This window comes from Streptomyces chrestomyceticus JCM 4735, from assembly GCF_003865135.1.
Lineage (GTDB): Bacteria > Actinomycetota > Actinomycetes > Streptomycetales > Streptomycetaceae > Streptomyces > Streptomyces chrestomyceticus.
Genome location: NZ_BHZC01000001.1, coordinates 47,020 through 66,451, shown reverse-complemented (window position 1 = coordinate 66,451; position 19,432 = coordinate 47,020). Strand labels below are relative to the sequence as shown.

General features: G+C 70.3%; 22 protein-coding genes and 2 pseudogenes. 15 read left to right on the top strand and 9 right to left on the bottom strand.

The window, feature by feature from the left end; genetic code table 11:
• Window positions 1-50 precede the first annotated feature (50 nt).
• From EJG53_RS00300 to EJG53_RS00265, 8 genes and pseudogenes are all read left to right on the top strand, one after another.
• Complete coding sequence (locus EJG53_RS00300) at window positions 51-536, top strand: MarR family winged helix-turn-helix transcriptional regulator (protein WP_125042820.1); 486 nt, start codon at window positions 51-53, stop codon at window positions 534-536.
• A 172-nt stretch (window positions 537-708) separates the two neighbouring features.
• Window positions 709-1,053 (top strand): annotated as a pseudogene (locus EJG53_RS00295) (transposase); the annotation flags it as partial.
• An 85-nt stretch (window positions 1,054-1,138) separates the two neighbouring features.
• Window positions 1,139-2,119, top strand: a complete 981-nt coding sequence (locus EJG53_RS00290; protein ID WP_125042816.1) for a helix-turn-helix domain-containing protein — start codon at window positions 1,139-1,141, stop codon at window positions 2,117-2,119.
• A 198-nt stretch (window positions 2,120-2,317) separates the two neighbouring features.
• Window positions 2,318-2,803 (top strand): rhodanese-like domain-containing protein, encoded by a 486-nt coding sequence (locus EJG53_RS00285; RefSeq protein ID WP_125042814.1) that lies wholly within the window; start codon window positions 2,318-2,320, stop codon window positions 2,801-2,803.
• A 698-nt stretch (window positions 2,804-3,501) separates the two neighbouring features.
• A complete protein-coding gene (locus tag EJG53_RS41420) occupies window positions 3,502-3,714 on the top strand; it encodes a hypothetical protein (protein WP_174856347.1) in 213 nt (70 codons plus the stop codon).
• Between the two features lie 173 nt (window positions 3,715-3,887).
• A complete protein-coding gene (locus tag EJG53_RS00275; protein WP_125042812.1) occupies window positions 3,888-4,589 on the top strand; it encodes a hypothetical protein in 702 nt (233 codons plus the stop codon).
• A 71-nt stretch (window positions 4,590-4,660) separates the two neighbouring features.
• On the top strand, window positions 4,661-4,846 hold the full coding sequence (locus EJG53_RS40515; RefSeq protein ID WP_154806346.1) for a hypothetical protein: 186 nt from the start codon (window positions 4,661-4,663) through the stop codon (window positions 4,844-4,846).
• A 355-nt stretch (window positions 4,847-5,201) separates the two neighbouring features.
• Window positions 5,202-5,621 (top strand): hypothetical protein, encoded by a 420-nt coding sequence (locus tag EJG53_RS00265; protein WP_125042810.1) that lies wholly within the window; start codon window positions 5,202-5,204, stop codon window positions 5,619-5,621.
• A gap of 72 nt (window positions 5,622-5,693) precedes the next feature.
• Here EJG53_RS00265 and EJG53_RS00260 read toward each other — a convergent pair whose 3' ends face one another.
• The 4 genes from EJG53_RS00260 to EJG53_RS00240 all read right to left on the bottom strand — a co-directional run bounded on the left by EJG53_RS00260 (window position 5,694) and on the right by EJG53_RS00240 (window position 9,543).
• Window positions 5,694-6,347 (bottom strand): hypothetical protein, encoded by a 654-nt coding sequence (locus EJG53_RS00260; protein ID WP_125042808.1) that lies wholly within the window; start codon window positions 6,345-6,347, stop codon window positions 5,694-5,696.
• Between the two features lie 1,337 nt (window positions 6,348-7,684).
• Window positions 7,685-7,879 (bottom strand): hypothetical protein, encoded by a 195-nt coding sequence (locus EJG53_RS00250; protein ID WP_125042807.1) that lies wholly within the window; start codon window positions 7,877-7,879, stop codon window positions 7,685-7,687.
• Window positions 7,880-8,168: 289 nt separating this feature from the next.
• Window positions 8,169-8,726 (bottom strand): SMI1/KNR4 family protein, encoded by a 558-nt coding sequence (locus EJG53_RS00245; protein WP_125042805.1) that lies wholly within the window; start codon window positions 8,724-8,726, stop codon window positions 8,169-8,171.
• 49 nt (window positions 8,727-8,775) lie between these two features.
• A complete protein-coding gene (locus EJG53_RS00240) occupies window positions 8,776-9,543 on the bottom strand; it encodes a transposase (protein WP_125042803.1) in 768 nt (255 codons plus the stop codon).
• A gap of 11 nt (window positions 9,544-9,554) precedes the next feature.
• Between EJG53_RS00240 and EJG53_RS43560 the strand changes: the two genes are divergently transcribed.
• Window positions 9,555-10,595: a replication-relaxation family protein gene (locus EJG53_RS43560; protein WP_307721661.1), complete on the top strand. Its 1,041-nt coding sequence runs from the start codon at window positions 9,555-9,557 to the stop codon at window positions 10,593-10,595.
• Window positions 10,596-10,876: 281 nt separating this feature from the next.
• On the opposite strand, the pseudogene EJG53_RS00230 reads toward EJG53_RS43560, so the two are convergent.
• Both EJG53_RS00230 and EJG53_RS00225 read right to left on the bottom strand, forming a co-directional pair.
• A pseudogene (locus EJG53_RS00230) lies at window positions 10,877-11,239 on the bottom strand (helix-turn-helix domain-containing protein); the annotation flags it as partial.
• 48 nt (window positions 11,240-11,287) lie between these two features.
• Complete coding sequence (locus tag EJG53_RS00225; RefSeq protein ID WP_125042801.1) at window positions 11,288-11,881, bottom strand: TetR/AcrR family transcriptional regulator; 594 nt, start codon at window positions 11,879-11,881, stop codon at window positions 11,288-11,290.
• Between the two features lie 217 nt (window positions 11,882-12,098).
• Here EJG53_RS00225 and EJG53_RS00220 point away from each other — a divergent pair, with 217 nt between their 5' ends.
• Window positions 12,099-12,881, top strand: coding sequence for a DUF998 domain-containing protein (locus tag EJG53_RS00220; RefSeq protein ID WP_125042799.1), 783 nt, complete (start codon window positions 12,099-12,101; stop codon window positions 12,879-12,881).
• Between the two features lie 280 nt (window positions 12,882-13,161).
• Here EJG53_RS00220 and EJG53_RS41935 read toward each other — a convergent pair whose 3' ends face one another.
• Window positions 13,162-13,317 (bottom strand): hypothetical protein, encoded by a 156-nt coding sequence (locus tag EJG53_RS41935; protein WP_244954887.1) that lies wholly within the window; start codon window positions 13,315-13,317, stop codon window positions 13,162-13,164.
• Between the two features lie 11 nt (window positions 13,318-13,328).
• Entirely contained in the window at window positions 13,329-14,081 is a 753-nt protein-coding gene (locus EJG53_RS41930) for a hypothetical protein (RefSeq protein ID WP_244954886.1), read from the bottom strand.
• 77 nt (window positions 14,082-14,158) lie between these two features.
• Here EJG53_RS41930 and EJG53_RS00210 point away from each other — a divergent pair, with 77 nt between their 5' ends.
• Genes EJG53_RS00210 through EJG53_RS40510 form a run of 3 tightly spaced genes read left to right on the top strand, consistent with a single transcriptional unit; the run spans window position 14,159 to window position 16,113 of the window.
• Window positions 14,159-15,400, top strand: a complete 1,242-nt coding sequence (locus tag EJG53_RS00210; RefSeq protein WP_125042795.1) for an XRE family transcriptional regulator — start codon at window positions 14,159-14,161, stop codon at window positions 15,398-15,400.
• On the top strand, window positions 15,397-15,939 hold the full coding sequence (locus EJG53_RS00205) for a flavoprotein (RefSeq protein ID WP_125042793.1): 543 nt from the start codon (window positions 15,397-15,399) through the stop codon (window positions 15,937-15,939). Before EJG53_RS00210 ends, EJG53_RS00205 begins: the two co-directional genes overlap by 4 nt.
• A 30-nt stretch (window positions 15,940-15,969) precedes the next feature.
• Window positions 15,970-16,113, top strand: a complete 144-nt coding sequence (locus EJG53_RS40510; RefSeq protein ID WP_154806345.1) for a hypothetical protein — start codon at window positions 15,970-15,972, stop codon at window positions 16,111-16,113.
• Window positions 16,114-16,745: 632 nt separating this feature from the next.
• Here EJG53_RS40510 and EJG53_RS00200 read toward each other — a convergent pair.
• Complete coding sequence (locus EJG53_RS00200) at window positions 16,746-17,396, bottom strand: hypothetical protein (protein ID WP_125042791.1); 651 nt, start codon at window positions 17,394-17,396, stop codon at window positions 16,746-16,748.
• Between the two features lie 101 nt (window positions 17,397-17,497).
• Here EJG53_RS00200 and EJG53_RS00195 point away from each other — a divergent pair, with 101 nt between their 5' ends.
• Together EJG53_RS00195 and EJG53_RS00190 are read left to right on the top strand one after the other, a co-directional pair.
• On the top strand, window positions 17,498-18,754 hold the full coding sequence (locus EJG53_RS00195) for an IS256 family transposase (protein WP_125042789.1): 1,257 nt from the start codon (window positions 17,498-17,500) through the stop codon (window positions 18,752-18,754).
• Window positions 18,755-18,822: 68 nt separating this feature from the next.
• Window positions 18,823-19,380: a GNAT family N-acetyltransferase gene (locus EJG53_RS00190; protein WP_125042787.1), complete on the top strand. Its 558-nt coding sequence runs from the start codon at window positions 18,823-18,825 to the stop codon at window positions 19,378-19,380.
• Window positions 19,381-19,432 lie beyond the last annotated feature (52 nt).

The following is a 19,432-nucleotide window of genomic DNA, read 5'->3' as shown; positions in this document are numbered from 1 at the left end:
GCAAGCCGTGCGGGGTGTCCGGTCCCGCCTTTCGCCGCCGTGAGGAACACATGCAAGACACTCGCCGCAACCTTCCCCAGCTGCTCGGTGACGCCCGCCGCTGGTTCGAAGAAGGGCTGCTGGCCGCCGTGGAAGCGGGCAGCGCCACGCCGGTGTCCCCGACGCAGACACAGCTCTTCGCCGTACTGGACGGCGAAGGCACCACGGTGTCGGAGCTGGCCCGGCGCATGGGTGTCACCCGGCAGACCGCGCACCAGGCCGTGCACAGTCTGATCGCCGCCGGACTGCTCGAGCAGGTCCCCGACCCCGCCTCTGCTCGGCAGCGGCTGATCCGGCGCACCGAGGAAGGCGAACGCGCGCACCGCCGGGCCGTCCGCACCATCGAACAACTGGAAGACCAGCTCGCCGAGCGGATCGGCCGGGAGGCGGCCGACGCCCTGCGGGCGGCGCTGGAGGCGCCCTGGGGGCCGCCCCCCTCGGCTCATCGGCACGACGCTGCCGCCGCGGCGGCAGGACAACGTCATGAACAGCGATGACCAGCCCAATGCGCGTCTGTCGCGGATGTCTGTTCCCCGGCTACGGCGCAGGACACCGTCCGGTGACCAGCGCACGCGCGACGCGATGTGGAACTACGAAGTCACACTGGAGTATTAGGGCGTTTCTAATGGCTTTTGCTGGCGGGTTCCTCGGAGCGGGCAGGCGTCCGGCATGGTGCGACGACATGAGCTGGCCGGTGCGTGGCGGTTGAAGATCGAGCCGTTGTTGCCGGCCACCGGCTCGCCCGGCGGGCCGTGGGCGGATCACCGCGCGGTGGTCAGCGGCGTGCTGTTCCGGGCCCGCACTGGGGCGCCCCGGCAGGGGCTGCCGGGGCGGTACGGCCCATGGCAGACCGGCTATGAGCGGCATCGGCGCTGGTCGGCGGCGCATCCTGACCGAGCCGCAGACCGAGGCGAATGCCGCCGACCCTGAGGCACCCTGGCCTGCCCCCTGGAACGCGAGTGGGCGGTGGACATCGACTCCAGCTCCTGCCGGGCCCACCAGCACGCGGCCGGGCCGGCACCTGGCCACATCCGGCGGGCCCGGCATGAGGGCACGGGGAAAATATTGGCCAGAACCCTCTGACCTTTAAGATCCAGCCATGAAGAAGACCCACGTGGTGGCTGTGCTGGCCTTCGATGCCATGGCGCCCTTCGAACTGGGTGTGGTGGTGGAGGTCTTCGGCCTGTCCCGGCCCGAGCTGGGCGACCTGCCCTGGTACGAACTGCGGGTGTGCGCCGAGGAACCCGGCCGGGACCTGCGGGCGGTCGGCGGGTTCACGGTGCGCGCCGAGTACGGGCTCGACGCGCTGGCCGCGGCGGACACGGTCATCGTGCCGGGGGTGGCCGAGGCCGGGGCGGAGGTCTCGCCCGCCCTGGTGGAAGCGCTGCTGCGGGCCCACGCGCGGGGAGCGCGACTGGTGTCGATCTGCTCGGGGGCCTTCGCACTGGCGGCGGCCGGCCTGTTGGACGGCCGGCGCGCCACCACCCACTGGCGCTACGCCCGCGCGCTCGCCGAACGGCACCCCGGCGTCGCGGTGGACCCCGACGTGCTGTACGTCGACAACGGCGACGTCCTCACCAGCGCGGGCAGCGCGGCCGGAATCGACCTGTGCCTCTACCTGGTCCGGGCCGATCACGGCGCGGCCGTCGCCAACGCGGTGGCGCGCCGCTTCGTGGTCCCGCCGCACCGCGAGGGCGGGCAGGCCCAGTTCATCGAGGCGGCGGTGGGACAGGCCAGCCCCGAGGACGACGGCGTCACGCGGAGCATGAACTGGGCGCTGCGCCATCTGCGCACACCACTGTCCGTGCCCGCCCTGGCCCGGGCCGCGCGCATGTCGGAACGCTCGTACCTGCGGCACTTCACCCGCCGCAACGGCGTGAGCCCCATGCGCTGGGTCATCGCCCAGCGGGTGGCCGCCAGCCTGCCGCTGCTCGAATCCGGCGAGGGGACCGTGGACGAGGTCGCCGCCGCGGTCGGCTTCGACAGCACCGCGACGTACCGGCACCACTTCACCCGCCGGATGCGCACGACGCCGACGGCCTACCGCAAGACGTTCACCCGCGCCCCCGAGCACGCGTGAAGGCCACTCCGTACGGCCGGCGGGATGCGACTGGCGGAACGGCCGACGGAAGTTGCTGGCGGAATCTTGGCGACCTCAGGCGTTCACGACACTCGTGGGGCGGGTCAGGGAACCGGAGGATGGATCCGCAGCCGGCCGGGCACACCCGGCACGGCCCGCAGAAACCCGCCCTGACCAGCAAGAACAAGAGGTACTCCGATGTCTGCCACCGCTGCCGCCGAGACCACCGGCGCCGTCCTGAACGTGCCCGCCGCCGCTCCGGCCGAGGCCGCCGCCCACTACGCCGCCCGGCTCGCCTTCGAGGCGGACGTCTCCGACGTCCACGCCGATCTGGCATCCGGCGCACCCGGCATCGTGGTGGTCGACACCCGCGGCGACGCCGCCTGGGACCAGGGCCGCATCCCCGGTGCCCTTCACCTTCCCACCGCGCGGATCGCCGACCTGGCACCGCAGTTGATCGACCCGGACCGGACCGTGGTCACCTACTGCTGGGGCCCCGGCTGCAACGGCGCGACCCGCGCCGCGCTGGCCTTCGCCCGCCTCGGCTACCAGGTCAAGGAAATGCTCGGCGGCTTCGAGTACTGGGTACGCGAGGGCTTCGCCTACACCTCCGCCACCGGTACCGAGCAGCGCCCCGTCGACGACCTGACCGCCCCGCGCTCGGGCGTCTCCTGCGCGTGCTGAAGGACACCGCACCGCCGGACGGTGTGATCCGTCCGGCCACCGCGGCCGGCCTTCCGGCGCTCGGTCGTTTCTGACGGCTCTTGGACGGTGTCGCGGAGCCAGATGACGATCGCGGTGACGGTGAGGGTGTCGTTGAAAATGTAGTCGCGTTTGTCGGAGCGGCCGACCACCGCCCGGAACTGTTTCCACTTGCTGACGCAGCACTCGACCGCGTCGCGATGTCGGAACTGGGCCGCCGCTGGCCGTCGCCCTGATCGTCATTGCCGTCGGCGGCGGCGCGAACCACGCAGGCGAAAAGATCAACGACGGCGGTGGCCAGCACCGTGCAACCGGTACGGCGTCGGCAACGCAGCCAACACCGAACTGGGCAGCTCTGACTGATCGTGTTCGAGGTCCGCAAAAGCATCAAGTGCTTCCGGGACGACCCCGCCTGGACATACCGCAAGCGTGCCCGGGACTACCTCGATACGTTTGACCACGGCGGCTATCCGTTCAGCCTCGGCCCCTAGGGCCTTGCCCTTCGCGATCTGCTCCAGGGAAGCTTCCGCGGCCAGGAGGTGAGCCTGTTCCACCTCCTGGCATGGCAGCGTGGCGCCAAGGCCGATGTCGCGTGGACCTGCTCTGTAGCCGTACTGCCCTTGCCCCGCGCACTCCCGGCCACCGCGCTGACGAGCAGTCGGCTGGCGTCATCCCAGCGAGTGGAAAAGCGTCCCGCGCTCAACCGTGCCACGGGCCGCGCCAAGGACCTGCCCCACCTCGGCACCCACCTGGTCCGATACTGCGCCGACGATGCCGACTTCGCGGCGCTCATCAGCACGTACGCCATGGAACGGTTCATGCGCAACGCCCGGTTGGCCTGGCGCATCGAGGGAAACCGCGTGAACGGGTGGACGCATGGGCGGAAGACATAGCCGGACTCCCACGCCGACGGCACGCTGCGGGGCCAGGACACCGGCCCCGCAGCTGCGCGGACACCAGAGGGCCACGCGGTCAAAGCAGGTACCGGAACTTCACGCTCGCGGGGGCTTCCCGTACCGCTGTGGCCTGCCAGTCTGGTCATGTCCCCGCCCTCCAGGAGGCCGTGTTGTCCCTGCCTTCGTCTGCGCTGCGGCCGGCGGTGGCCGTGCTGCTGGGCACTGCGCTGCTCACCGGCTGCACCGGCGGCAACGGTGGTGGTTCCGCCAACGGCAAGCACCGGGAGAGCGCAGGGGCGTCCGGTGCGGCGCCGGCCCGCTCGGCGGCTTCCGCAAGCGGCCGTGCCGCCTCGTCGCTGATTGTGAACGGGCCGGGTCCGCAGGCGCACTACACGGTGCAGGCCCAGCCCGCCCCGGGTACGTGCCACTACCGCACCGTCCGCGGTCAGCCGCTGCAGGATGCCTCCTGCACCCCGGGCGCACTGAACCCGGACGTCACCCAGAAGACGCTGGCCTCCATCGTGTGCCGTACCGGCGGCTACACCTCGGCGATCCGGCCGCCGGTGTCCGTCACCAGCGTCGAGAAGACGGCCGACGCCCGCTCCTACGGCTACACCCCGAGCCTGCACGACGCCGAGTACGACCACCTCATCAGCCTCGAACCCGGCGGCGATCCCAATGACGCCAGGAACCTGTGGGTCGAACCCCCTTCACCCGGGCACCAGCCCGGCAGCGGCCCCACCAACCCCAAGGACGCCGTGCAGAACAAGTTGCACCAGGCGCTGTGCGCGGGGCAGGTCACCCTCGCCCGGGCCCAGCAGGCCATCGCCACCGACTGGACCACCGCCCTGGCCGCCCTCCACCTCACATGAACGGCATCCCCGGCTCAGAGGCGCCGGGCGGTCCAGGCGGTGCGGGTGGTGCGCACGCTCAGGTCGTCTCGGTGCGCGATGCTGTGCGGCTGCGTCTCATCCAGCAGGGCGTCCAAGGCGTCCAGATCGTCCGCGGCCAGGACGCCGGTGGCATGGGACCGCAGCCTGGCCAGACAGATCTGCGCATAGGCGTTCAGAGCTGGCTCCGCCTGGGTGCCGTCAAGACGGATCCCGAAGGGGCGGTGCTGTGTGCCTGAACCCGAAACCCGTCAACGCAACCACCGGCCCCTCCTGATGGGTGGCCTCCGTGTGCAGCCGAGCTGCACACATGGTGGCGGGTGAGGCGCAGGCGATTTTGGGAGAGTTCTCGCGCCGCCGTCGTATTTCGGTCGCTCTCCACCAGGCGTTCCGGGTTCGGGAGCCTTGTGAAAGCCCCCGGTCAGCCGTTGGGTGCCGACCCGGCCGCAAGGGCACGGGCCGGAATGCCACCGTACGGCGTCCCCGTACGGACCGGCGGCATGGACGGGCTCGACGGCCGGCGAAAGCATGGAAGGGCTCAGTCGGACGGGGGCGTATCCGCGAAGCACATCGCGGCAGGGAAAGGGGGCCGCAATGGCGGTCGACATCACCCCTGAGATCCAGTACTACATGGTGATCACCAACGGCAGTGGCCGGGGGATCAGCCGAGAGCCCTACATGAACTGGGACTTCTGCCTGCTGGCGAATAACGCGGGCGACAAGGGCTATCCGGTCGTCTTCCACACCAGGGGAACGGGCTACGCCATCGAGATGACGTCGAGCAACTGGGGCGGATACCGCTATCTGCAGCGTGTCGCGACCGGCGTGAAGCTGGTGCAGGAAGGTGACGCGCACATCTGGGTGGCGCAATCCCACACGAAGGGAGCATCGTTCACGACCTCCGGCGCTTCCATGGTGTACAATACGAGCGGCAAGGCGTGGCTCTACGCCGAGGAGAGCATTCTCCCCAACCTGGGCAGGGACTTCGCGTTCTGGACGCTGGACAAGGTGTGACCCGTACGCGTGAGGGAAGGGGCCGGCGCACTCGCGCCGGGCCCCTCTTCACGTCACCGCCGCACCGGTCAGTCAGCTCTTCCGCGGCGAAGTGCGGGCGGGGCCAGTGGGCCGGGCGGCGGTCGCGTCCGTGATGTGGATCATGTTCTGGCCCGTCTCGCCTGCCCTGCAGGAGATCACCCTGCCGTCGGGGAAGCGGTAGCGGTCCACGAAGGAGGCGTTCACGCTGACGTCGCCCCAGGTCATGTGCGCCGGCAGGTCGGCCGTGGCGCGCAGCCGGAGGTCGTAGGTCACCGATTTCCCGGACTTCACGACGCCGTCGGTCACGAAGCGGGAGGACGCGCGGTCCACGGGAGTCCACTTGCCGGTCTTCTTGGACTTGTACTCGAACGCTATGAACCCGCCGATCACCGGGTCCTCGTCCTCCACCTGCCGCCAGGCGTAGACGGACATGTCGAGCGTCTTCAGGGTCGTGCTGCTGATGTTGGTCACCGTCGCCCGGAACGACCGCCAGGCGCCGCCCCGGACGACTGGGCCGTCGGCGTCGGTCTGGAGGAGCTTGATGGTCTTCTGCTCGTAGTCACCGTTCGCGGTGGAGACGTCGTAACAGCTGGGCACTTCCTCTCCGGCCTGCCCGGCCGCATACGCGCCGGGGGCCGCCACCAGGGCAGCCGCCGGAAGAACGGCCGCGGCGAGGGCCGTGGTCAGGGCGCGGCGAAGAAACATCGGATACCTCTTCCGGTCGGGACTTGTGACGACACTGATCAACACTGATCAGCAGGGTTGACCTCCGAGCCGGGTGGAGGGTTGTGCTCACATGGCGACGAGGAAGGGCCGCCCGTGCGCGTGCGCGAGGACCTGGCCGTCGACGAGCTCCCTGTCACCTCGTAGACAGCCGATCGTCGGCGCGGGGAATATCGGAGCGGAAAAACGGTTCCTTTAGCGTTGAACGAGAGAGGACCCGACCGTCATGACCACGCCCACCCCTCGTCCGAGCGCTGCGCTGTCCTGCCCATCTGACCAGGTCGGTAGGTGTGCCCGGTGTCATCAGCCGTGCCATCGCTTCGGCTACGGCGGGCATCCTTTCTGCCGGCGGTGTCTGGAGTCGGTCTGTGCCGTGCAGGGCAGGTCCATGCCGCAGGTGGCTGTCTGACCGGTCAGGTGTCGGGGTGCAGGGCTTGGCGCAGCAGGGTGACGGTGGCGGCCGCGGCTGCGACGGTGGTGTCGTCCGCGTCGTGTGCCGGGTCCTGGAGGTTTTCCAGGAGGGCGGCGGCGGCTTCGAGGGCGCCGGCGTGGACGGGGAGGGTGCGCAGGGCGGCCAGGGAGGTGGCGCGGCCGGCTGCGGAGGTGTCGCCGGGCTGGGGGAGGAGCTGGGTGACGCCCCGGCCGAGGGCCCGGGGTGCGGGGTGGTGGTCACCGCGCCGGTGTCCCGTACCGGCCCGGGTCCCTGGGCCGACGCTGAGAACGCCGAGAAGAAGACAGGGGCCGGGGCGGGGCGGGCCGGTTCGTCACCGGCGTCTGGCCGCCGCCGGCCCGGGCCCGCCGTACCTCGTTCGTCTTCCCCGGGAACAAGGCGGACCGACCCCGCCCCGCGGCCCGGCCCGCCATGCACGGCCAGTGCTTCGTTGCTCGGCTGCCGGCAGGTCAGCCGGGCGTGGTCGTCGGGATGGGCTCGCGGTCGATGGGCTCGCAGGTGCCGCCGTGAGCTTGGCGCAGGCCGGGCTGAGGCCACCAGTACGCCCGGTGCACGGTGCACGGTGCACGGTGCCGCGGTCCGGGCTGGTCTGGAGGGTGACCTGGCATTCGGTGCGGCCGTCGGCGTGGTCCAGGCTCGCCATGACGGGCGCGTACTTCCAGGTGCCGCCGTCGTAGACGTACAGGGCCGGCCGGTCACCAGCCGGCCAGCGCCACACCTGCGGCTGGGGCCCGTTCTCGGGCCGCCACGGCGGGACCTGCTCGGGTTCCTCGATCTGCTCACTCACGCCGTCCATGATGCGAGTGAGCACTGACAGCCCGGACGGCGGCCGCGGTGAAGGGGCTCCTGGCCGAAGTGCTCCAGCGACTCAGCGGCCACCTTGCTGGCGGCCGTCGCCCTTGGCCGCGGCCGACTGCGCACGGGAGGCGAAGCCGCTCTCGGCCGTACGGCTGCCCGGGTTCTTCGCGCCGGCGGACTGCACCCGCGAGGCCGCGGCCGGACTCATGCGCTGGCCACCGCCGCTCTTCGACCCGCCGCCCTTTCCGCTGCTGTGCTTGCCCATGATCCCTACCTCCTCTCCTTCCAGCTCCTCGGCTCCCGGCCGCGCGCAACGCGGCGACCGACCTCGGGGGCCGGTGCGCGCGTTCGGCAAGGGAGCGCGCGGCTGCGGCGCGGGTTGGCAAGGGTGTCGGCAAGGTGTGCTGTGATACGGCGCGGTGCGGCGCGCTCGAGGTGATCAGACTCGGCTGGTGCGCGCGGCGCGTGAGAGCGGACAGCGCAAGATCCTTGTGGGCGGACAGGACAGCTGGGTCTCGCAAGATTTTCGCGAAGTAGTAACCGAGCGTGCTGGATCACGGGGTGTGCGAGGGAGGCGCGGAGAGTTCCAGGGCTCGGTTGTCCCGTCCGGCTGCCATGTCGTCGAGCCAGAGTTCGTACCAGGCGATGAAGTCCGCGGCCGGTGAGAGGTCTGGGCCCCAGAATCCGTCGGAGTTGCCAGTGAGGATCCGTCCGCGGAGCGGGCCCGTGATGCCGAGCAGGACCAGGTCGCTGCAGCCTGCCTCGATGATGTGGAGGAAGAGGTCGCCGTGGTGCTGGCGCTGTTCCAGAGGGGTGAAGCCGCGTGGAGTGTGCGTCGCTGTTTCCGGGTCCATGGTGAACAGTTCGTGCTGCTCCAGCGGTAGCAGACCGTAGAACGGGGCCGCGCCGGTGGCGCCCAGTTCAGTCAGGAATGCCCGGAAGGTGCTGGGAAGCGCGATTCCGAGATCAGTTTCGAAGGACTGCATCCGTTCCTGCGCAAGCGGCGGCCCGAGGCGGAACTGGTGCTTGTCCTCGCCGAAGGAATGGCTGCGATGCGGGTTGGCGGTGATCTTCAACAGCTTGTCGTGGAGACGTGGGAGCCGCGGGTCCATGGGCCTCTCCCTTCGTAGCCTTCGGCAATCTACCTGGTTCGCCGCGTTTTCAGTGGGCCAGCAGGATGCGGTGGGGGAGGAGGCGCTGTCCAGCCCGGCCGAACATCTGGCGTTTGAGCACGATCCGGTTGAAGTGCCCTTCGACGACACCCGAACTCCAGGGCAGGGGCAGTCCGGCGCGGACCGCGTCGAGGTCGCGGGCCGGGCTGTCGGCGAAGCCGTGCAGCTCCGGGACGCCGCTGGTCTTGGCGGAGTTGATCCAGCCGTCGAGGCTCTGGTCGCCCCTGCGGTTGACGAGCATCTCGGCGAACTCCTCGACCAGCGTGAGGATGGTTGCGAGGTCGAGGCAGCGGGCGCTGAACTCCTTGAGCAAGGCACGGTCCGGCTCGGCCAAGGCGTCGGGGGGGGTGAGGATCAGTGCGCTGACCTCGCGCGCCTTCGGCGCCAGCGACCGGGGCGTGGGCGCGCCGTGCTCGCGCATCCGGTGAACGAAGCGGCGGACGGTGCGCTTGCTGACGTGAATGCCCTGGGAGGTGAGTTCGGCGTGCAGGACGTGGGCGCCGGTGCAGCCCTCGTCCCAGCGCCAGGCAAGGTAGTCGGCGTGCGCGTCGAGCATTCCGGTGCGGCCCGACGGCCCGTGGGTGAGGCTCTCCTCGACCGTGGCCGCCCGCATGAACCTTCGAACGGTCTTGGGGTCCAGCCGCAGCTCCCGCATGCTCCCCTTCAGGCCCACGCCCCGTTCCATCAGGGCGTGCACGGCGGCATGGCGTTGCCGGTTGCGCTGGGTGAGCGGGCCCTCGTCCTTGTCTGGCAGCACCTCCGGGTTTCATGTCCGCTCACCCGGACGCCCCACTGTCCGTGGACAGCGCGCCGGCGAGCACGCCGCAGCCTTCGAAGCCGCGCATCAGACGCGCCAGCCCTTGCGCGCGTCTGCTGGGGCGGGGCGCGGTCAGGACACGGGATGCGCGCCTGCTGCCGGTCCGTGCGCGCGAAAGGAATCGGCGGGCTTCCGGCGGACCTCCGCTGAGGGAAGTGTGGTGGCCGGTCACGCGGGGGCGCTGGGCCGGACCTCTATCGGTCACAAGCGCGGGTTCTGTCCGGAGCCCGCCCGATCGCTGGAGGTCACCCGCGATGACGTACCACCACCACGCCCGGACGACGGCGACGGCCGACGCACACCCCCCTGTCGGCGGCCGGCAGGTCAGTGCCGTGACCAGTGCCGCGACCGTGGCGGCGGCCACACATAAAACCACAGGCCACACCCCCTGCCCGGCCGCTTTCCGGCGGGCCGACACCTCTCTCCTTGTCCCTGAAGCGTCAGCGACCGGGACAAGGTCTACTCCTACTGCTGGCCGGGTTCGTGCGGATGCTCTGCGGATGCTGGGGTGTGTGCGGATGGCGACGGTCCGGCAGATGGCTCAGGTCATCACGGCGGAGGGTCCGGACGGCCGGTCGTACGTACGCAGGGCGATGCAGCAGTTGAAGACCCAGGGTCTGGCGGAGACGAACGGCAAGCACGGCCGGGATCCGATCTGGAACCTGACCCTGGCAGGGCTGAAGGCTCTGGCCGAGGGCAACGAGCTGCCGTCGCGCCCGAGGGCCGGTACCGGAGCCCGGGGCATCCGGGCCGGGTTCGGCCCGCATGGCATCGCGGTGATCGAGACGATCCTCGCCTACGGCGGCCGCCACCACCTGACTGGCTGGCAGGTGGAGGTCAACCACGCCATCAAAGCGATCGGCCTGAACTTCAGCACCGACGCCGTCCTCACCCTGCCCACCGCCACCAGCGAGGTGCGGCTGTTCGAGGTCGACAACGGCACCATGCCCCGCGCCCGCCTGGCCCAGGAGGTCTGGGACTACGAGCGCTAGGCCGGCCACCGCGTCTGGGAAGGCGCCCGAGGCACCGTCGGCCGCTCGTACGTCTTCTGGGCCCGCCACCGCTACACCCGCAGCCGCCTGTTCCCGACCCTGCACGTCGTCCTGACCGGCCTGCCCGAACACCGCCTCCATCGCCGCCTTCAGGCCCTCGCCCGCGACGTCCAAGGCATCACCATTGCGCTGCCGGCCACCACGCTGCCGCCCCTGCAGCGCGGCGAGGCGTGGTACGAGCTCGCCGTGGACGACTGCCCCCGCCGGCGCGCCCGCTACCCGTTCGTCGAGAACCGGTAGTTGCGCGACGAGGCGCCCACCGTCCGGTAGCGGGGCGGGACCAACGTGCCGTCCACGATCCACAGCCGCTCGGCCGCGTCCTGCCCGGGCGGGACCGGCTCAAGTGCGAGCGGCGGCCCCAGGTGCTGGATCACCCGGCATACGGTGGCCGACGAGATCCCGAACAACGGCGGGAGCTGCCGCATGGTCAGGTTCGTGCGGTAGTACACGGCCATCAGCAGCACCCGCTCGGTCAGCGGCAGCCGCCACGGACGGCCCCGTCCGCAGCCCTCACCACCGCGCTCACGGACCGCTTTGAGCAGTCGGCCGAACTGATCCACCCGCAGTCCGGTAAACGTCTCCATCCACACCCGCCAAGAAAATGCCCTGATCACAGCCTTCTGCGACACGCTTTAGCAGCGCTGGCCCTCGCTGTGGTGCGCCCAGCCCTGGTCGAGGAACCGGAAACCGGCGGCCACGGACGATTCCGGGTCCGCCGCACGCGTAGCTATGAGCTGGATCTGCAGCGCGAAGCGTACGTAGAAACGGATCTCGTCACTCGGCTCGTCGAGCCCGAACTCCTCGGTGAGCGTGGCGATCAGCGCGTCCTCGTGACGCAGCCACATCTTCTCCGCGTAGTCGATCAGGGACGGCGTGCCGTTCATCAGCGCAAGGATCTGGCTCTGCGGCTCGGTCGTCAGCGCGGCGATCTCGGCGAGGTAATGCGCCTTCAGTGCATCAGAGACCGAGGTCCCCGGCGCGCGGTCCCGCACCGCGGCGATGAGCCGCTCGTGCCGTTCACCCTCGTCACTGAAGACGAGCGCTTCCTTGTGCGGGAAGTGCGTGAAGACCGTCTTGGGTGTCACATCCGCCTTGTCGGCGATCTCGCGCACCGTCACGGCATCGAAGCCGCGGTCGAGGAAGAGTGCCGTCGCCGCGTCCAGGATCGCCGTCCGCGTAGCGGCCTTCTTGCGCTCACGACGCCCCACGGGCACTGAATCCACCATGCCCTCACTCTACCCTCGGTCGCTATCTCCACCGGTTGTAAAACTAAACTCGATGTAGTTAGAGTCCGAGTGAAGCGAAAGTGCTCAGTGGCGGACGTCTCGACGGCAAACCGCCATGCCACCACCCGTCATCCCCGAGGCCGGAGCGTCCGCCTGCCGTCAGCCGGCACGAACGCCGCGCCTCAGCGCCCGGCCCTGCACCAGAAAGACGACGCCGATGACCGAAGACACGACCGTGCGCTCCACCGTGCGGCGCGCGAAGCCACCGACGAACGCGCGGGAGCACAGCAACGCGGACGGACCCCAGCCTCAACGCCGCGGGGCGGGAGCGCTGCTGATCGCCGGTCCAGTGATCTTCCTGCTGGGGGAGTTCATCTCCGCCGCCGCGTGGACCGATCCCGCCTACAGCTACACCTACGACTTCATCAGCAACCTGGGCGTCCACGGGCCGTCGACCCTGTTCGGCCAGTACATGTACTCGCCGCTGGCCTGGGTGATGAACGCCGGATTCTTCCTCTTCGGGATCACCATCCTGGCCGGAGTGGCCACTTTGCGGAACCTGGCACACGGGCGCCGGTGGGCCATGCTCGTCCCCGCTGCGCTGCTGGCTGTCGGCGGCGTGCTGCTCGCGCTGTATCCCGGATCGGGCGAGGCTCTCAAGGACGGCACCGGTGAGTACCACAGCATGGGCGCCTTCGCCGGATTCACCGGCGGCAACGTGCTGGCCATCGTCCTCGGACGCCGCCGGCAGCGCATCGGCGTCTCCGCCCGCATGGGCCGAGCGTTGATCACCGTCGGCGTGATCGGTCTGATCTCGATGCTGCTCTACCTCGCCGTGATCATCACTTCTGGCGACAAGGCCATCGGGATCATCGGCCTCATCGAACGCGGCGCCGTCCACCCGTTCCTCATCGGCCTCGCGTGCGCCGGAGCAGCGATCTGGAAGCGCGAGAACACCTCCGCCGAACCGCCGTCCATCACGGCAGGCACGGCGGCCTGACCTCGCCCCCGGCGAACACCACCGGCGTAACGCATCATCCGTGAACTCCACACCCCAAGGACCATGGTCGTGAACAGCGGCCTCACCACCCCCGGGCGCCTGGACGATCCTGCCCCCGCCGCAGCTGCGTGGGTGCGCACCTGGGGCGCAGCCCCGCAGGCCCCGGCGGCCGCAGGCCGTAGCAGGCGGTGCGGCGCCGGGGCCTCCGACCGCCCGGGTCCACGGGGATGTACCGCCGGGCGGCGGCTTCGGGGGCGGAGCCTATGGCTGGAGACCGTCCTCAGGACGCCGCTGAGGCGGTTGGCGCGGGGGGCAACGCGTCCTTGAGGTGGTCCAGCCATGCGTACAGGGCGCGGATCAGCCGGGCGCGGTGCTGGACGCCGTGAAGGGTGTCACGGCCGGGAGCCGCCAGACGCCCGGCGGCTTCGTCCAGCACGATGCGGGTCACTACGAGGCGGCGATCGACCCGGGGCAGCAGCGCCGTGCGCCCCCGCACCTCGGCGGCGACCGCGTGCGCAGCTCCGGTGAGCACAAGCGCCACCTGCTCCAAGTCGTCGGACGGCAGCGCGGCCGGGCACGTCCACGACAGCACCGCCCGCACCAGCTGCTCGTGCGTGTCACGGTCGAGCGGCAGCTCCGCCCCGGCCAGGCCCTGCGGGTCGTGAACAGCCGCGTACGGCATGAGGTGACTTTCCAGGTGGCGGCTGTCCTGCGGTCGACCGCGGCGAGCGCGTCGCGCAGGGCGTCGACGTCCACGGCGACCTGGACCTCCCCGAGACAGCGCTCGTGGCCCGGGCCGCCCCACCGGGGCGCGGGCCCGTGGGGCTGACTCAGCCAGGCCGAGGCGAGGGAGCCGTCCCGGCCCGGTGCGGGGGCCCGGAGCCAGCAGCCGCGCGAGAGCACCCGTACGCCGGCCACGCCCTCCCAGGTGCCCGCCCGGCCGCCGGCCACGAGCACGATGAGCTCCTGGCGCAGGTGGTCGGCGAGCACGGCGTACCCGTCCGCGACCGGCAGGTCCATCGCGTCGAGGGCGGCCAGCCCGCGCCGCAGCGGCACGATGACCACCGCCTCCCGGCCGCCGCCGCACCGCACGAGCTGGGTCGCCCCCGGGCCGGCGGTACGCAGCCGCTGGTACGTCTCGGCGTCAGGGGCGAGCCGGGCGCTCCACGTTGGGGTGGTCTGCTTCGGGGAGTGCGTCATATCCGGACGCTAAATGCGGTAGACCCGAAACAGGCCACACGAAGCGTGTGGGTCCTCGCCTCCGCTGCGGAGCGCCCATGAACAGCATCCATTCCGGCCGCCGCGTCCACTACTGGCGCACCCGCCGCCGCATCGCGCGCGCCGAGTTCGCCCGCCTGATGGGCAAGAGCCTGCGCTGGGTCGAGGAACTGGAGGGCGGCCGCCGCCAGGCCGACCCGCAGTGGTCGGTGATCCAGCTGGCCGCACTGCGCCTGAGCATCACCCCGGAGCGTCTGATGGCCGAGGCCATCGACGCCGAATGCGTCCGCGCGAGCCAGATCGACGCCGTACGCGCCGCGCTGCAGCGCCACGACGTCATCACCGGCTCCTGTGACGACTGCTTTGCCCACCCGGCCCCCGTCCCGGCGCTGTACCGCCAGCTCACCTACGCCCGCACCGGCTTCCAGGCCGGCCACTTCGCGCAGCTGGGCAGCGAGATCCCGGCACTCCTGGTGGACGCCACCCGGGCCGCTCAGCACCACCGCGGTGACGACCGGCTCGCCGCGTACGAGGTGCTCTCCCTCGCGCTGGAACTCACCGAGGCCGCGGCCATCAAGTGGGGGGACACCGAGCTGGGCGTCATCGCCGGGCACCGGGCGGTCACCGCCGCGGAGCAGTCGCAGAACCCGGTCATCATGGCGAGCGCCGCGCGCCACCTCGGCGATGCGATGACCAACCACGGCCAGGCGGCGGCCGCTGCCGAGTTCGTGCTCACCGCCGCACGGCGCCTGGAGCCGGACCTGCTGCGCAGCGGTCCCGACGGCTACAGCGTGCTCGGGATGCTCTACCTCAAGGCGGCCATGGCGGCCGCCGCCGCGAGCGAGGCCGACAACCGCCACCCGGCCCGCTATGCCCGCCGGGTGCCCGACTACCTCGACGAGGCCGGCGAGCACGCCGCCCGGCTCGGCGGCGACGACAACCGGCTGTGGACGTCCTTCGGCCCGACGAACGTCTCGCTCTACCGCGTCGCCGCGCACGTCCATCTCTCCGAGGGCGCGGAGGCGGTGGCGGTCGCCGCGGACATCCCCGGCGACGCCGTCGAGAACCTGCCGCGCGAGCGCCGTGCCCACCTGCTGACCGACCGCGCCATCGGCGAGACACAGGCCGGGCTGCGCGCCAGGGCCGTCGAAACCCTCCTCGAAGCCGACGACCTGGCGCCCGAGGAGGTACGGTGCCGGCCCCGCACCAAGGCCCACATCGAGGACCTGCGCCTGCTCGGAGCGGGCAGTGCCGAGGGCCGCTTGCGCCTGCTCGCTGACCGCTGTGGACTGCCCCGGTGACCACACGCACCCTGTACCTGATCGCCTGCGCCGCCCCGCCCGCCCGACGCCTGCACATCCCCGTCCGCGCCGCCCAGGAGGCCGGCTGGGAGGTCTGCGTGGTCCTCACGCCGTCCGCGTACCGGTGGGCCACCGAGGACGCCGAAGGCGAGATCGAGGCCCTCGAAGCCCTCACCGGACACCCGGTCCGCCACCAGTACAAGCTGCCCAGCCAGGATGACCTGCTGCCGCCGCCGGACGCGCTGCTCGTCGCCCCGCTGACCTCCAACACCCTCGCCAAGTGGGCCACCGCCATCAGCGACACCCTCGCCCTCGGACTGATCACCGAAGGCATCGGACTGGGCCTGCCGACCGTCGCCCTGCCCCACTTCAACGACGCCCAGGCCGCGCACCCCGCCATCGCCCGGCACGTCGCATTCCTGCGCGAGGCGGGCGTCACCGTGCTCCTCGGGGACACCGGGTTCACCCCGCACAAACCCCGCCACGGCGACCTCGACGCCTACCCCTGGCAGGCCGCCATCGACGCGCTGCCTGCCTGACCGGGCCCGCGCCGGCCTGGCTCGCCGCGGGTGCACACCGGCCGGGGCCACGACAACCTCCAGCACGTCTTCCAGAATCGCCGCGATCACATGTGGGACAACAAGCGCGACACCGCCACCCTGCGCGACCAGCACCGCCACATCATCGACACTGAACGCTGGGGACGCCGCTGACCTGATCACCGGCACCAGCCGGACACGGCCGACTCAGCATGGGTGCGCCACAACCCGACTGGGGAGTGGCGCATCTTCACATGGTGAAAATCGGTCGCATCTCAGCCGACGCGCCGCTGACCAGGAGGACGACGATGGCCAACTGGTCCGAAGGCGTCCGTCGCCGGTAGGGCCGGCGCCTGATGGCCCGGACGTATCAGCCGGGCCTGATGCGCGCCGGCACACCGCGCGGGCGGCCCGTCGCGCCGGGCATCTGGATCCTCAGCTGTCCCGGACGGCGCTGCGCAGGACCGGTGCGCGGTGAGAGCTGATCAAGGCCGTACCTGGCCTCGGGACTCTCGGCAGCATGCGGAGCCCAAGCCCTGGCAACATCAGCGCCTGACCCGCAAAGAGACGATAGGGGGTACCTCGACGCATTGCTCGACTACGACCATGCCCATGCCCATGCCCATGCCCCCGACGGTGGCGCGGCCGACGGCGAAGCCCCCCTCGTGTTCGGGAGCCCTCGTGCGAGAAGGAGAGGGAACAGCCGAGCTTCGCAGGCACACCTCAACGGTGGGTTGCCGGGCGGTTGCAGCTCGTGGTGTGCCGGCTGCCCGGCAACCGTGCGCGTTGCGAGGGGCAGCGCGCGGTCAGTACCTCTTCTTCATGTAGTAGAGGTAGGAGTATGCCGTTACCGGGCGCGGGGGCCGCGTGGTGCTGGCGGCGGCACTGGCCACAGCCAGCAGCGCTGCCGCGATGTCTCCCTGGGTAGCGGTCCAAGTGGCTCCTGCGATCGAGAATATGAGCGCTGCACCGGTGTGACCGAAGGCCGTCTTGAGAGACCTTCGCAGCTCGGCAGCCGCGTGGTCGATCTGCTCACTGCGATCACGCAGAGCTGCCGCGAACTGAGTGTCGGACATCTCTTCGGATGCCCTCACAAAGTTCCGCAGGCCCTGCGCGTAGGCGCGATAGTCCGCTCCATGATGGTCACGGAAGCCCAGGATCTCGTCGAGCGGAACCCTCGACAGATCAACGCCGACCTCACGCCAGTCGGCTTTGATCACACGATGCATCGCTCGATTCCGACGCCACCTTTTCTGAGCGGGGCGTTCCAAGTCCCGGAATGCCGGCCCCACGGATTCCGGGAAGCTGTGCATATCCCTCATCACGGGTTGCAGCGTGATATCTGCTGCCTTCATCTCACGATGAAGGGTCCGGCAGTAAGCCATGAGAATCATCAGGCGAACGTCCTGGTCAATGCGCCAAAGGCCGTCGGCCGCCTGGAACGGAGCAATGCTCAAGACCTGTGGATCAGCCCCGGGAGGACGTACCTTCCCGGGTGATTGATCGATAGGTCACCGAGCAAGGCCGACGTTGCAGCGTCGGCCGGGAAGACACGTCCGTGCTCAGCGTAGTGAACGACGACGGCACCACCGCCAACGGCTCCTCCTTGATCGACGAGATCGTCCGGGAGGGCGCGAAGCGGATGCCGGCCGCGGCGCTGGAAGACGAAGCCGACGCCTATATAGCCGAGTTGGCGCACGAGAAGGACGAGCGGGGGCGCCGTCTCGTGGTTCGCAACGATCACCACCAGCCGAGGAAGGCCACCACCGTCGCGGGAGCCGTCGAGGTGCGGGCCCCGCGCGTCAACGACAAGCGCATCGATGAGGCAACGGGTGAGCGCAAGCGGTTCTCCTCGGCGATTCTTCCGCCCTGGTGCCGCAAGTCGCCGAAGATCAGCAAGGTGCTGCCGCTGCTCTACCTGCACGGTCTGTCCTCGGGCGACTTCGTGCCCGCGCTGGAGCAGTTCCTCGGCAGCTCGGCAGGCCTGTCACCGGCGACGGTCACCCGGCTCACCCAGCAGTGGGAGGCCGAGTACCGGGCGTTCGGCGAGCGCGATCTGTCCGGCAGCGACTACGTCTACGTGTGGGCCGACGGCATCCACCTGCGCATACGCCTGCGGGAGACGAAATCGTGCGTGCTCGTACTGATGGGCGTGCGCACGGACGGCACCAAGGAGCTGATCGCCATGAGCGACGGCTACCGCGAATCGGCCGACTCATGGGCCGACCTGCTGCGCGACTGCCAGCGGCGCGGGATGCGCGCCCCCGTGCTGGCGGTCGGCGACGGCGCACTCGGCTTCTGGAAGGCTCTGACCGAGGTCTTCCCCGAGGCCCGCCATCAGAGGTGCTGGGTTCACAAGATCGCCAACGTTGCGAACGCCCTGCCGAAGTCCGCTCAGCCCGGGGCGAAGAAGGCCCTGCGGGAGATCTACGACGCCGAGGACCGCGACCGTGCGATCAAAGCTGTCGCCGCGTCTGAGAGGACCTACGAGGCGAAGTTCCCCAAAGCCGTCAGGAAGGTCACCGACGACACGGACGAACTGCTCGCGTTCTACGACTTCCCCGCCGAGCACTGGGTCCACCTGCGCACCACGAACCCCATCGAGTCCACCTTCGCAACGGTTCGACTCCGCACGAAGGTCACGAAGGGCGCCGGCAGCGCGACCGCCGCCTTGGCCATGGTCTTCAAGCTGGTGGAGTCCGCCCAGCAGCGATGGCGGGCCGTGAACGCGCCCCACCTCGTGGCACTGGTCCGGGCCGGGGCCCGCTTCGAGCGGGGCATCCTCATCGAGCGATCCGCCGACCGCGCGGCATGATCACCACCGACATCCATCAGCCGGAAAACCGGTGGCAGACCCGGCCAGCCCGTGGTGAAGATCGCGACATGTCCAACTTCCTGGAGACCGACCGGCTCGTCCTGCGCGCGTTCACGACGGCCGACACCGACCACCTGCTCGCCCTGGACAACGACCCCGAGGTCATGCGCTTTATCAACGGAGGCCGTCCCACCAGCAGCGAGGCGATCGCAACGAGGGTCCTGCCGCGGCTGATGCACGACTACCCGTGCTGGAGGACCCGCGGCTACTGGGCCGCGCAGGAGAAGGCCACCGACACCTTCCTAGGGTGGTTCGAGTTCCGGCCGCTGGAGGAGCACAGCCCCGCCGTGGTCGAACTCGGCTACCGGTTGAAGCAGGCCGCATGGGGGCGCGGCTATGCCACCGAGGGGGCCCAGACCCTGATCCGCAAGGGGTTCACAGACCTGGAGGTCGAGCGGGTCACGGCGAACACGATGGCCGTCAACACCCGTTCCCGCCGCGTCATGGAGAAGTCCGGCCTGTCCTTCGTCCGGAACTTCACCGGGGACTGGCCGGAGGCCACCGAGGGCTCCGAACATGGTGAAGTCGAGTACGAACTCACCCGGACCGAGTGGGAACAGCGGTAGACGTCAACGACCCAATCCACAGCTCTTGACAATTTCTCCCTGGAACGTGCAG

What these genes read in the sequence shown, in the direction of transcription:
- EJG53_RS00300 (WP_125042820.1), top strand. Translation starts at nt 51, where the DNA reads ATGCAAGACACTCGCCGCAACCTTCCCCAGCTGCTCGGTGACGCCCGC.
- EJG53_RS00290 (WP_125042816.1), top strand. Translation starts at nt 1,139, where the DNA reads ATGAAGAAGACCCACGTGGTGGCTGTGCTGGCCTTCGATGCCATGGCG.
- EJG53_RS00285 (WP_125042814.1), top strand. Translation starts at nt 2,318, where the DNA reads ATGTCTGCCACCGCTGCCGCCGAGACCACCGGCGCCGTCCTGAACGTG.
- EJG53_RS00265 (WP_125042810.1), top strand. Translation starts at nt 5,202, where the DNA reads ATGGCGGTCGACATCACCCCTGAGATCCAGTACTACATGGTGATCACC.
- EJG53_RS00260 (WP_125042808.1), bottom strand. Translation starts at nt 6,347, where the DNA reads ATGTTTCTTCGCCGCGCCCTGACCACGGCCCTCGCCGCGGCCGTTCTT.
- EJG53_RS00250 (WP_125042807.1), bottom strand. Translation starts at nt 7,879, where the DNA reads ATGGGCAAGCACAGCAGCGGAAAGGGCGGCGGGTCGAAGAGCGGCGGT.
- EJG53_RS00245 (WP_125042805.1), bottom strand. Translation starts at nt 8,726, where the DNA reads ATGGACCCGCGGCTCCCACGTCTCCACGACAAGCTGTTGAAGATCACC.
- EJG53_RS43560 (WP_307721661.1), top strand. Translation starts at nt 9,555, where the DNA reads ATGTCCGCTCACCCGGACGCCCCACTGTCCGTGGACAGCGCGCCGGCG.
- EJG53_RS00225 (WP_125042801.1), bottom strand. Translation starts at nt 11,881, where the DNA reads ATGGTGGATTCAGTGCCCGTGGGGCGTCGTGAGCGCAAGAAGGCCGCT.
- EJG53_RS00220 (WP_125042799.1), top strand. Translation starts at nt 12,099, where the DNA reads ATGACCGAAGACACGACCGTGCGCTCCACCGTGCGGCGCGCGAAGCCA.
- EJG53_RS41930 (WP_244954886.1), bottom strand. Translation starts at nt 14,081, where the DNA reads ATGACGCACTCCCCGAAGCAGACCACCCCAACGTGGAGCGCCCGGCTC.
- EJG53_RS00210 (WP_125042795.1), top strand. Translation starts at nt 14,159, where the DNA reads ATGAACAGCATCCATTCCGGCCGCCGCGTCCACTACTGGCGCACCCGC.
- EJG53_RS00190 (WP_125042787.1), top strand. Translation starts at nt 18,823, where the DNA reads ATGTCCAACTTCCTGGAGACCGACCGGCTCGTCCTGCGCGCGTTCACG.